General features: G+C 40.2%; 13 protein-coding genes. 1 reads left to right on the top strand and 12 read right to left on the bottom strand.

Annotation, left to right across the window (positions count from 1 at the left end; genetic code table 11):
• Positions 1-86: 86 nt before the first annotated feature.
• From H5157_RS04200 to H5157_RS04155, 10 genes are all read right to left on the bottom strand, one after another.
• Positions 87-1,514: an NAD-dependent succinate-semialdehyde dehydrogenase gene (locus tag H5157_RS04200; RefSeq protein WP_182724207.1), complete on the bottom strand. Its 1,428-nt coding sequence runs from the start codon at positions 1,512-1,514 to the stop codon at positions 87-89.
• A gap of 252 nt (positions 1,515-1,766) precedes the next feature.
• Positions 1,767-2,105, bottom strand: a complete 339-nt coding sequence (gene fdx / locus H5157_RS04195) for an ISC system 2Fe-2S type ferredoxin (RefSeq protein ID WP_002958430.1) — start codon at positions 2,103-2,105, stop codon at positions 1,767-1,769.
• A gap of 11 nt (positions 2,106-2,116) precedes the next feature.
• A complete protein-coding gene (gene hscA, locus H5157_RS04190) occupies positions 2,117-3,979 on the bottom strand; it encodes a Fe-S protein assembly chaperone HscA (RefSeq protein ID WP_002958429.1) in 1,863 nt (620 codons plus the stop codon).
• A 41-nt stretch (positions 3,980-4,020) separates the two neighbouring features.
• Positions 4,021-4,548 (bottom strand): co-chaperone HscB, encoded by a 528-nt coding sequence (gene hscB, locus H5157_RS04185; RefSeq protein WP_002958428.1) that lies wholly within the window; start codon positions 4,546-4,548, stop codon positions 4,021-4,023.
• Between the two features lie 82 nt (positions 4,549-4,630).
• Positions 4,631-4,954 (bottom strand): iron-sulfur cluster assembly protein IscA, encoded by a 324-nt coding sequence (gene iscA / locus H5157_RS04180; protein WP_002958427.1) that lies wholly within the window; start codon positions 4,952-4,954, stop codon positions 4,631-4,633.
• Between the two features lie 12 nt (positions 4,955-4,966).
• Positions 4,967-5,350: a Fe-S cluster assembly scaffold IscU gene (gene iscU / locus H5157_RS04175; protein ID WP_002958426.1), complete on the bottom strand. Its 384-nt coding sequence runs from the start codon at positions 5,348-5,350 to the stop codon at positions 4,967-4,969.
• A gap of 41 nt (positions 5,351-5,391) precedes the next feature.
• A complete protein-coding gene (locus tag H5157_RS04170) occupies positions 5,392-6,609 on the bottom strand; it encodes an IscS subfamily cysteine desulfurase (protein ID WP_002958425.1) in 1,218 nt (405 codons plus the stop codon).
• A gap of 24 nt (positions 6,610-6,633) precedes the next feature.
• Positions 6,634-7,125, bottom strand: a complete 492-nt coding sequence (iscR, locus tag H5157_RS04165) for a Fe-S cluster assembly transcriptional regulator IscR (RefSeq protein WP_007586371.1) — start codon at positions 7,123-7,125, stop codon at positions 6,634-6,636.
• A 237-nt stretch (positions 7,126-7,362) separates the two neighbouring features.
• Positions 7,363-8,088: a tRNA (cytosine(32)/uridine(32)-2'-O)-methyltransferase TrmJ gene (gene trmJ, locus H5157_RS04160; protein ID WP_002958423.1), complete on the bottom strand. Its 726-nt coding sequence runs from the start codon at positions 8,086-8,088 to the stop codon at positions 7,363-7,365.
• A 361-nt stretch (positions 8,089-8,449) separates the two neighbouring features.
• Positions 8,450-9,670: a hypothetical protein gene (locus H5157_RS04155; RefSeq protein WP_182724206.1), complete on the bottom strand. Its 1,221-nt coding sequence runs from the start codon at positions 9,668-9,670 to the stop codon at positions 8,450-8,452.
• A gap of 279 nt (positions 9,671-9,949) precedes the next feature.
• Here H5157_RS04155 and H5157_RS04150 point away from each other — a divergent pair, with 279 nt between their 5' ends.
• Positions 9,950-10,399, top strand: a complete 450-nt coding sequence (locus H5157_RS04150) for an antitoxin Xre/MbcA/ParS toxin-binding domain-containing protein (protein WP_182724205.1) — start codon at positions 9,950-9,952, stop codon at positions 10,397-10,399.
• Between the two features lie 522 nt (positions 10,400-10,921).
• Here H5157_RS04150 and cas6f read toward each other — a convergent pair.
• Positions 10,922-11,533, bottom strand: a complete 612-nt coding sequence (gene cas6f / locus H5157_RS04145; RefSeq protein ID WP_182724204.1) for a type I-F CRISPR-associated endoribonuclease Cas6/Csy4 — start codon at positions 11,531-11,533, stop codon at positions 10,922-10,924.
• Between the two features lie 2 nt (positions 11,534-11,535).
• Positions 11,536-12,588, bottom strand: a complete 1,053-nt coding sequence (gene csy3 / locus H5157_RS04140) for a type I-F CRISPR-associated protein Csy3 (RefSeq protein ID WP_182724203.1) — start codon at positions 12,586-12,588, stop codon at positions 11,536-11,538.

Genomic DNA, 12,588 nt, shown 5'->3' with positions numbered 1-12,588 from the left:
ACAGTAAAAGATAAAGTTCATATATCTGCCATATTAACGTCATAAAAAAGCGCGAAGTAAATTCGCGCTCATAAACTTAACGGGCGTTATATTTTAATACACACGTACTTTTCTTCTAAGTACTCATCAAGCCCTTGATGACCGCCTTCTCGGCCTAAACCAGATTGCTTAACACCACCAAATGGCGCTACTGGGTTTGATATAACACCTTCATTAACGCCGACCATACCAAATTCAAGCCCTTCACTAATTCGGTAGACTTGCTTAATGTTTTGACTGTAAAAGTAGGCTGCTAGGCCAAATGGTACATCGTTAGCAAGTGCAAGCACTTCACTTTCTTCATCAAAAGGAATAACCGTCAATACCGGACCAAATACCTCTTCGTGGTAAATATCCATTTTTGTGGTGACATTGTTTACTATTAATGGATTTTGAAAGCTGCCACCTAAGTCACTATTATCGCCAATCAGCGTCGCGCCTTTATCGAGTGCGTCTTGTACTAACTGCTGTACTTTCTCTTTGGCTTTAGGGTAAATAAGCGGACCAATATCAACCCCGTCTTCAAAACCATTTGCCACTTTTAACGCTGCAACCTTAGGCGTGATTTTTGACAGTACTTTGTCGAGAATATTACGTTGTATAAAAATACGGTTTGCAGCAACACATGCCTGCCCACTGTTTCTAAATTTAGCCGCCATTAGCCCTTCAACAGCTTCATCTAAGTCGGCATTATCAAAAATAACAAAAGGTGCATTACCGCCAAGCTCCATCGAGGTGCGCTTAATTGTGTCAGCACATTGCGATAGCAACTGCTTACCTACACCGGTAGAACCGGTAAATGTAAACTTACGCACAACTTCTGAGTCAGTCAGCATTTTACCTACTGTTTTGGCATCTTGAGAAACCATTACATTAAATGCACCTTTAACAAAACCAGCTTGATCAGCTAAGTAAGCAAGTGCGATAGCACAAAGTGGCGTGTGTTCAGAAGGTTTGAGTATAAAGCTACAGCCCGCAGCGTAGGCTGGCGCTACTTTACGAGTAACCATAGCAATAGGAAAGTTCCACGGCGTTATACCCGCTACAACACCGACAGGCTGCTTAAAGCTAGTTAAACGATGCGAGTCATCTGTTGGCGGAATTACATCTCCGTAACTACGTTTGGCTTCTTCTGCAAACCATTTGATAAAACCTGCACCGTAATCAATCTCACCAAGAGATTCTTTGAGTGGCTTGCCTTGCTCTTTGGTCATTAGCTCTGCAAGTGTTTGCTTGTGTTTTATTACTAGCTCATACCAGCGCATCAAGGTTTCGCTTCGCTCAGTGGCATTTGTCGTTTTTAACTTAACAAAAGCCCCTTGAGCTGCGGTTATTGCGCTATTTACACCCTGCTCGTCAATATCGCTTACTTCAACAATACTTTTTTCGGTAGCGGGATCGTTAACGCTAAAGCGCGTATCAGTTTTATAAAATTCGCCGTTAATAAATGAGTCAGAAAAAATAAGATTACTCAAAATAAACCTCCAAAATTACGTTTTAAGGTGTTAGCTTTTAATGCGTGGCATAGAGCCAAGGCTAACATTTTAGGATCTTTGCTCACGTGAGAAGCGCAGCTTCTATATTTATAACCTAGAGTTAAAACACATAACGCCAGCAAGCTTTGCGTCTACAAAATAACATACGAGCTTTGCTTGTCACGCCTACAATTCACAAACAAAAAAGCCGCTGTATCAAACAGCGGCTTTTAATATATACATCGTTAAAAACTAGTGCTCTTCATTAACGATATTGAGATTGTACTTAGGTATTTCAACCACTAGGTCTTCATCTCTTATAATTGCTTGGCAACCAAGGCGTGACTCAGGCTCTAAGCCCCATGCTTTATCTAGCATGTCGTCTTCTAGCTCATCACTTTCTTCAAGTGAGTCAAATCCTTCACGAATCACTAAGTGACACGTAGTACATGCACAAGACTTTTCACAAGCATGCGCAATGCTAATACCATTTTTAAGCGCAGCGTCGAGTACCGTTTGACCTGTAGGAGCTTCAATTGCAGCGCCGTCAGGACATAATTCAGGATGTGGAAGAAAAACAATTTGTGGCATTCTAATCTCTCTTAAATGTTGTCTACTGACTGCCCTGTAAGGGCCTTTTTAATTGATGCATCCATTCTACGCGATGCAAAGTCGCTACTCGCATTATCGACTTTTTCGATAGCTGCTTTAATTTCGCCAGGCTCTTGTGCATTTTCGCGCACTTTTACCAGTTCTGCAATTTCAGCGCGTAAGTTAGCTAGTTGCATATCGTCAAGTAATGCACCATCGGCTTCAAGTGATGCGTTAAGCGCTTCTATAACACGCAACGCTTCTACTTGTTGCTCTTTAAGCATACGCGCTTGCATGTCGCCTTTAGCGTTGCTCATTGATTCTTTTAGCATGTTAGCTACTTGGTCATCAGATAAACCAAACGAAGGCTTAACTTGAATCTCAGCTTGTACACCTGTTGATTTTTCCATAGCTGAAACACTTAATAGGCCATCAGCATCAACTTTAAAGGTTACACGAATATGCGCAGCGCCTGCCGCCATTGGTGGAATACCTTTTAAGCTAAACTTAGCAAGCGATCGACAATCATCAACAAGCTCACGCTCACCTTGCAGCACATGTAATGACATGGCTGTTTGACCGTCTTTAAACGTTGTAAATTCTTGTGCGCGTGCTACCGGAATCGTTGTATTACGCGGAATGATTTTTTCAACCAAACCACCCATCGTTTCAAGGCCTAGCGATAACGGTAATACATCAAGCAATAACATGTCAGAATCGGGCTTATTGCCAATTAACACGTCGGCTTGAAGCGCGGCACCTAAGGCTACAACACGATCAGGATCGATTGAAGTTAGCGGCTCTTTATCAAAAAAGCTTTGTACTTGGCTACGTACCAATGGCATACGGGTTGAACCGCCTACCATAATAACTTGCAGCACTTCTTCATTTTCAATGCCAGCATCTTTTACAGCACGACGACACGAGCGCAGCGTTTTTTTAATTAGTGGCATAGCCATTTCATCAAACGTTTCGCGCGTTACTTCAACGGTGTATTTTTGATCGTCAAACTCAAGGCCCACGTTTACTTTAGCGTATTGGCTTAATGCTTCTTTACACGCTTTTGCTTTATTGATAAATAAACGTAAAACTGAAGGTGATAATGCTGACACACCTGTTTGCTGCTTAAAGTAATCAACAAGGAGCGAATCAAAGTCATCGCCGCCGAGGCTAGAGTCGCCACCGGTTGCCATTACTTCAAACACACCTTGGTGTAATCTAAGTACTGATATATCGAACGTACCACCGCCTAAATCATAAACAGCAATAATACCTTCTTGGCCAGAGTCTAAACCATAAGCGACTGCTGCTGCTGTTGGTTCATTTAATAAACGTAGTACGTTAATACCAGCAAGCTCTGCGGCATCTTTAGTACTTTGGCGCTGTGCGTCATCAAAGTACGCTGGTACTGTGATTACAGCCCCTAAAATTTCTTGGTTGCCAAAACTTTGCTCAGCTCGTGCTTTTAATGCAGCTAAAATATGGCTTGATGCTTTAATTGGACTAATTTTACCTGCCGCAGTTTCTATTGCTAGCGCACCATTGTGCTCACAAAATTCATACGGTAGTTGCCCATAACTTTGCTCTATTTCAGCCTGAGTTTTACCTAAAAAACGCTTAACCGAAATAAGTGTGTTAGCAGGGTCTTGCGTTGCTGCTTGTGCAGCTTCTGCGCCAACAGTAATACCGCCTGCTTGATAACGAACAACCGACGGTAACATAGCCGCGCCAAGATCATCAGTTAACGTGCGGGCTTCGCCGCTTTGCACTGTTGCAACTAATGAATTAGTTGTACCAAGGTCAATACCAATTGCTAGTTTATGTTCGTGTGGTGCCGCGCTTTGCCCCGGCTCAGCAATTTGCAATAATGCCATAATGCTCTTTAAACTCGTGTTGCTCGCTTTGCAGCAAGTAATTAATCGTCAAATAAACTGTCTTCGATACGCTCTAGTTCTTCACGTAACTTATAAACAAACTTCAGTTTACGAATATTATCTGCGGCAAGTTGATATTGCTGCTCATCGTTACTTGCTAATTGCTCAGCAAGTTGTGCACTGTATTGCGCGTTTAATTGCTTAATTTGTTTTTCAAAATTTGCAATGGCGGTATCAGGATCGCTAGCTGATGTTAGCTCTTCAAGTTCTTCGCGAAGTTCCATTTGCTGCATTAAAAACATTGGATCTTGCAAGGTTTGCTGCTCTGCACGAATATCAACGCCTAGCTCGCTCAACATATATTCGGCACGTTTTACTGGGTGCTTTAACGTTTGTAGCGCATCGTTAATTTCGGCAGTGCTTTGCACAGCCATTAACTTATCGCGGCTGCTCGCATTCGCGTGGCGATCGGGATGTACAGTACGCTGTAATTCCAAGTAGTGCTTGTTAACCGTTGCTAAATCAATATTGTAATCAACGGGGACTGCAAATAATTCAAAGTAACGCATAACTTCAACCAATAATATTCAGAAATAACAAAGCCCTACATTAACTGGCAGGGCTTATTTATACTACAAAGATATTTAAAGCTTAAACGGTAAAGCTTTCGCCACAACCACACTCATCTGCTTGATTCGGGTTATTAAATTTAAACCCTTCATTTAAGCCTTCTTTAGTGTAGTCGAGCTCTGTGCCATCGATGTAAACTAAGCTTTTAGCGTCAACAATTAATGTGACACCTTTAGCCGCAAAAGTTTCATCGTCTTCGTTTAAATCGTCAACAAACTCAAGTACATAAGCAAGACCTGAACAGCCCGTCGTTTTAATGCCAACGCGCAGGCCTAAACCTTTACCGCGGTTTGCTAAAAATGATTGTACGCGGTTTGCTGCCGCATCTGTCAATGTCACTGCCATGAGTTTCTCTTCTTACTTCGCTTGTTTGCTTTTGTAGTCTGCAATTGCTGCTTGAATTGCGTCTTCGGCTAAAATTGAACAGTGAATTTTCACTGGTGGCAACTCAAGCTCTGCACTGATATCAGTGTTTTTAATTGTCGCTGCTTCGTCTAGCGTTTTGCCTTTAACCCACTCTGTTACAAGTGAAGATGAAGCAATTGCGCTACCACAACCGTAGGTTTTGAATTTTGCATCTTCAATAACGCCAGTGGCAGATACTTTAATTTGCAGTTTCATTACGTCACCACATGCTGGTGCGCCTACCATACCCGTTGCCACTGACGGATCGTTCTTATCTAGAGTACCTACGTTACGTGGGTTTTCTACGTGGTCGATTACTTTATCACTATAAGCCATTATTCTATCCTCATTACCTGCTAGGGTATGTGCTCACACTATTAGTGGTGAGCCCATTCAACTGAATCTAAATCAATACCTTCTTGATGCATCTCCCAAAGTGGAGACATCTCACGTAGGCGACCGATAGAGTTTTTCATTAATTCGACGGTGTAATCAATCTCTTCTTCGGTAGTAAAGCGACCAATACTAAAACGAATTGAGCTATGTGCTAATTCGTCGTTACGGCCAAGTGCACGTAATACATAAGAAGGCTCTAAGCTTGCAGATGTACAGGCTGAACCTGACGATACTGCAATGTCTTTTACTGCCATAAGTAACGACTCACCTTCAACAAAGTTAAAGCTGATGTTTACAATACCCGGTACTGATTGGTCTTGTGTGCCGTTAAAGTATACTTCGTCCATATCAGCCATAATGCCGTCGATTAAACGATTACGTAAGGCGCTGATGTGTGCGTGATCTTTTTCGAAATCTTGCTTAGCAATTTTAAACGCAGTACCCATACCCACTAATTGGTGAGTTGCTAGTGTACCAGAGCGCATACCGCGTTCATGTCCGCCACCGTGCATTTGCGCTTCAAGGCGAGCACGTGGTTTACGACGAACGTAAAGTGCACCAACACCTTTAGGGCCATACACTTTATGTGCAGAGAACGACATAAAATCAACTTTAAGCTGTTGCACGTCGATTAATACTTTGCCCGCGCTTTGCGCTGCATCTACGTGGAACATAATTTTACGTTCGCGACACATTTCGCCAATAGTCGCGATATCTTGAATCACACCTAGCTCGTTATTAACGTGCATGATGCTTACAAGTACTGTGTCGTCACGCATTGTGTCGGCAAGTTTTTGTAAATCAAGTAGGCCGTTTTCTTCAACGTCCATGTAAGTTACTTCAAAACCTTGGCGCTCAAGCTCACGACATGTGTCGATTACAGCTTTATGCTCAGTTTTAGCGGTAATAACGTGCTTACCTTTTTTCTTGTAAAACTGTGCTGCACCTTTAATAGCAAGGTTATTTGATTCTGTTGCACCCGATGTGAAAACAATTTCACGTGGGTCTGCATTAATTAAATCAGCAATATCTGTACGCGCTTGGTCAACAGCTTCTTCTGCTTGCCAACCAAAACGGTGTGAGCGTGACGCAGGATTACCAAACTTACCGTCCATTGTCAGGCACTGCATCATTTCTTTAGCAACACGTTCATCAACAGGCGTGGTCGCTGCGTAATCTAAATAAATCGGTAACTTCATTTCTCTCTCCGCTGCAGGTCAACCTTAAAGTTGACAGCTTACTTGAATGTTTTCCAACTGCTTAATTGCATTATTGATACTGTTATCTTGGCGCGATGCTATTTCTTTCACATCTGATTTTTCCACCAATTCAGCAAGGGTAATATTATTCAAAAATTCTTCTATGCGTGCGCTTAAGTCTGACCACAAATTATGTGTTAAACAACGCATACCACTCTGACAGCCGGTATCGGCACCTTGGCAACGTGTTGCATCGACCGATTCGTCTACGGCGCTAATAATATCGCCAACAGAGATAACGCTCGCTTCACGCCCTAGTAAATAACCACCACCAGGTCCACGAACAGAACTTACTAGGCCATTTTTACGTAAACGAGCAAATAATTGTTCAAGGTAAGACAAAGAAATTTCTTGTCTTTGTGAAATATCAGCAAGGGCTACAGGACCTACACCTGTGTGTAGTGCAACATCCAGCATAGCTGTAACGGCATATCTGCCTTTTGATGTTAACTTCATAACGCCCCCTGCACAAAAGAGTGCAAATTTTAATTACCAGAGTAAATTAGTCAAGTATTATCACTTGATAAAAATTTGATTTATAAACTCTTACTTTTTAAATTGTAGAGTTAACAAACTTTCAATACTTGACCTCTTTGGTCAAGTATTACAGCCATTGTAATTACCTGAGTATTTTAGTCAAGTATTAGCTAGTTATTTACCCATTGGTTTTTATAACTAATAGCTATACCTAAGTTACTTAGGGATAGACTTATTAATTGAAGTGAGAATACCGCGTAAAATATTCATTTCGGCATCTTCAGGGTGAGCTCGGTTAAATAAACGACGTAATTTAGTCATAACTAACCCAGGGTGCTGTTTGATAATAAAACCGGTTTTGAAAAGCGTCTCTTCAAGGTGCTCATAAAACAGTTCTGTTTGTTTTGAGCTTGGGTAAACTGCATCGTCTTCTTCAACCTTTTTAGGTTGTTGATTTAAAAACGCCATACGTGTTTCGTAACTAAGTGTTTGTACGGCCATAGCTAAATTAAGCGAGCTATACTCTGGATTAGCAGGAATACATACGTGGTAATTACAAAGCTGTAACTCTTCATTAGTTAAGCCACTGTTTTCACGACCAAATACTAGCGCTACAGGACCATTTACAGCTTCAGCAACGAGTTTTTCACCACATTCACGTGGTTCAACCATTGGCCACGAAAGCGTACGAGAACGCGCACTTGTGCCAATTGTTAATGTACAGTCAGCGATAGCTTCTTCAACAGTACCTACAATAACTGCATTGCCTAAAACATCAGTTGCGCCTGCAGCTAAAGCACTTGCTTGGCTGTCTATTTCACAAGCAGGATCAACTAAATAAAGCTTTGATAAACCCATGGTTTTCATGGCGCGAGCCGCCGAACCAATATTGCCCGAATGTGACGTGTTAACTAAAACAATGCGAATATCATCTAAGATCATTACTGTGCTACTTTGCTATGCCAAAAAATTGCGCAAATTCTAACATGAAAATGTAATAAGATCCTAGATTCAAAAGGCTAGATCCTAAGATCCAAGCCAATATAACGATTCTTACATGGGTAAATTGTCGCTGCAAGCAAAGCGTGACATACGCTGGATAGGCATATCAATAACTTACAAAAAACCTGCAACCATTAACTGACATAAAATACAACCATACAGTGACATAGTGGGTAGCATAGTTTATGCTCAATTAAACCAGCTCTCATTGCGTTGGCACAATTATTATTTTCCGATGCAAAATTTGACAGGTTGCTAGCTGGGCTACACAAAATTGCAGCCCATGCCTCCTTAGTAACTTCTAGACTTGAATTATCTTGATAACAGGCTCGCCATATTTTTCGAGATCGTTCTTTGTTAGCCCGCTGATAACAATTGTACTTTTCCTAAAGCCTCCTTGAGTGAGTAACAACCAAGAATTACTAGGTTTTTCAGAATAGCTGCAGCTCACATGACAATCAACATTCCCTGCAATAGTTATAAACGAACTTTTATTACCAAGCGAAGCAACCAACCTTATTTCCACACTCTGCATTATATCAAACAGCCTTCCAGAGTAAGGCTTTGGAGAACTTGATGAATCTGCATAACTTTCAGACACAACAATTCTGTTTTTATCACGACTCATGTGTCCTGAGGATAATGCTATAGGTCGTCCTTTGTAGCTATCGAAGTACTCATTAATTAGCTTTAGTGGCGCTCTAGGATTTATATTCCAGCTAACAGGTACCCTGATACTATACGTCCCACCTTTTTCCTGAGAAACTTCTAGATCTCCGGTAGATAAAGATATATTCGACTTTATTGTCTGTAAAAGCCCTTCCTTTATCTCTGCCTTAGCTTGCTCGAATTCAGAGCCACTTTTCATGGCTTTCGTCAACAATGAATTTTTTGATGAGGTCTGGGACGCTGGTGAACTAGTAATTAGTTTAGTGTTGCTACTACCCCTTTGGATTTTTGCCGTTTGCATGTTGCCTTCTTTTACTATCTTGGCATGCATAGTTTTAAGTGAGTTTATAATCTTGTCTTTTGTTTCAATGTCTTTTTCTAGTTTTGAAACCAAATTTTCAATTGAAGAGTGTGATTTTTTTACCTTGTCGAGATCCTGCTTTAGTTTCATACACACGGTGAGACTAACCAGAGCTATCAAACCGAAAATTCCGAGCAATAGCTTAGTCTCAAATGCAACGGGTTGTGGACTAGCCGTTTTGATTTCTACCGTTTCCCGCTGGCGCCGAGCAGCTGCCTCCCTCTCTTCTATGAAAAGCACCTTCTCAAGCCCCGTAGTGACTTCTTCCACCGTATTTTTAAATGCTGAGATGTCATCTATATCACCATCTTCGTGCACAACTTTATTTCTAACAGAAGCTATGTATCTCGCCTGTTTCAAAATATCAGCAGGAATACGGCTCTCCACCGAGGTTAGCAATTCATGAAGTCCTCTACCTTCAGCTTGAAATTGATCTTTAAGAATTTTTTCTATTTTCTTTGAGCCCATCACAGCAGCTTCAATTGTACTCATTATAGTCGTTCCTTCTGTTTAAACTGAGTAAGTTTAGGTATGCCCAATTTGTTTGTTAGCATTGATAAAAACCGGTCCAGATTATAAATATAATGAATATAAAAGTCGATGAGTTGGGCGTGTGGGCTTCAATATCAACAAGCTTTGGCGAGTATGATAGAAGCACGTGATAACTCAATGACCGCTTTGTTTTAGTTGAACTAACAGTTGTAAACCGACTATCAGCCAGTTACTTGAGATGCTATATTAAGTATAACTTTAGCAAGCTTAGAGATGTGTATGCCTAGCTATATTCAACTTAGTGCTAATCGTAAATTTGTAGAGATGCTCAGCGATAGAAAAATTAATTTAAACTCAAACCCTTTGGATGAAATTGAATTGATCCAGCGTGGCTTAGATATAAACTGTGTTGAGAAGTTTAGACTTGAGTTACGCTGGGATCTGCAATCGTTTACTAAGGCGATTGGTACAAATACAAAAGCTTTTGAACGCTATATAAAAGAACATAAACGTTTAAATGTAACCTTAAGTGAAAATATCGTTGAATTAGCTCATTTGGCATCGGCTTGTATTGATTACTTTGAGAGTGTTGAACGGTGGAACACATGGCTAAATACACGCTCTTTGCAATTTAGTTCAGAAATGCCTTTGACGTTTGTTAACACTATTGCCGGACGGGTGTTGATCAAAAAAACTGTAGACAGCCTCAACCATGGTTATAATGCTTGAATTAAAAAATCTCAGATGTTTTTTGATGTAGCTTGATATTAGAATCTTCGAGCTTACAGCGCAATACCACCAATATCATTAATTGGGGAACTTAATACTCTCTAAAAATAGAGTCTGTAATCTTAAATATATTTCTAATTCTTAAATTAAAAACCAGCCTTCTAACTTAAGGCTGGTTTTTAAACTTTTACTCACTGCCTTTCCGGCAGAATTACATTAACTTAAGCATCGAATCGATTATTTTTATCTTCAGCTGCCTATACGGCAGGTCACAATAACCCGTGTTTGCTGGCGTATTGGCTTATATTCTCAGCTGCCTATACGGCAGGTCACTTGTATCCAGGACTACAACGCCTTTTGTATGCATTCTCAGCTGCCTATACGGCAGGTCACTATAAAGATAGCTAATCTTATTTATATAATTCATGTAATTAAAAAGCAAATTCAATTTTACCCATATTTTTATATGCTTACTCAGAGAGTTTTAGTATCAATGATTTATGATAACGTTATAAATAAAGGTTAATTACTTTCTATTAAGGATGATAAATCAGGAACCGTGCCTTTAAACTTTTCATTTGAGGCAAGCCCATAATTACTAAAAATAGGTTCTGCTTGGCAGCCGGCATCTTGCTTTTGAATATGCAAAATATAATCCTCTTGTGAGCTCTTACTAGTCATAGCGACTCTATGGAAAATATCAATCTCTCGGGGAGCTTCGACCTTTTTAGGATTAAAATCTTCACCTCTTGCTAAGGCTCTTTTTTGCAGGCGCTTTAATCTTCTTCTACTTTCACCTGTGAATATTTTTGCTACAGCCTGATTACGTATAAAACGTACTTCTTCGCAACTGTCAGGAACGGCTAAAACTTGGCTTACTTTAAAAAAGCCACAATCTTGCATGTCCACAAAATACGTCTGCTCTTTAAGGCTGTTTAAAATCTCCATGTCTTTATGAATAAAAGCAATTACATTGCCAATTGATGAATCAGACCACGCAGGAAACGTAACTCCTATTCCTTCAATATTATATTTCAAAATAAACCCATGCATGATAGAAATACAACGGCCAGTTAGCAGCGCTAGATTAGCTTGTTTAGGTAAAAAGTGGACTGTGAAGTAATACCTTTTCATAACTACGCCTTTTTAGCCTCTGCTTTTTTCTGGAACATTCCGCCCTTAATCAATACAGAAAATAAATAATAAATAGCTGGGTCTATATTTTCATTTTTATTAGTGATGCAATTTTTAAGGGCTGATAAATACCATTCAGTATTTTTGAAAATAGAATAAAAGTTCTGCTCAGAATTGGGAGGACGTCGGGCAATGCCTATTTCTTTATCTGCGCCAAACTCATGCACACGTAACCTTTTACTTGCATCCTCATCCCACCAATCATCAACTGACTGAAGCGCTGCACCTATTTTTACAGAATTAAAACTTACAGCGTAACGGCCATCTGCACATTTAGCTTTTACAAACTGTTTTGAGGCCTCTCCTTGCTTAACTTTATCGTTAAGGATTTGGCTTGGGTAAACCTCTTGGCAAAATGAAGCTTCTATTTTCGCGGTTATATCGGCACTCCAAAACACATTAGGATCAGTTAATGCGCTCTCAATTTCATTACTAAGCGCTTCCAATACTTTTAGATCATCAGAAGCCCACTTACTTTCCCAAGCTAACTTACGAGTGTTACCGATTAAATAACAACTGCCTTTGCTGGTTTTAATTTCAATTTGAGTGTTGCCGGTGTTTTGATTACGCCAAAGCCATGTACCTAACAAAATATTTCTGCAATAACGAGTCGCTAACTCTTTATAGCCCCCGCACTCTTTAAATGTTTTTGCCAACTCTTCTAATAAAGAGAAAACATCTGGGTCACTACAGCCTGAAGGAACCAATGAGTTAGCCTGAACTCTCAAAGAAAACCGACAAAATATATGCTCCACATTTGGAGGTACATAACACTCTTCTAGAGTTAATATATTATTATGTGTTAAGTCCTGAGGTGAGATGTTTTTTGGGGAAAACTGCGGGGTGAATGCTTCAGTAAAACCAGATTTAGGGCCTCGAACTTTATTAATATCAGCCTCTAGAGGAACAAAATCAGAGTCAGGCGTTTTATAAAAAAACACAGCTTTACCAGGGTAAAGCGAGCGATCATATTTTAATATATTACATAGTTCCAT

The sequence above is a fragment of the Pseudoalteromonas sp. SG43-3 genome (assembly GCF_014164385.1).
In the GTDB taxonomy this organism is placed as follows: domain Bacteria; phylum Pseudomonadota; class Gammaproteobacteria; order Enterobacterales; family Alteromonadaceae; genus Pseudoalteromonas; species Pseudoalteromonas distincta.
This window is presented reverse-complemented; position numbering and strand designations above follow the sequence as displayed.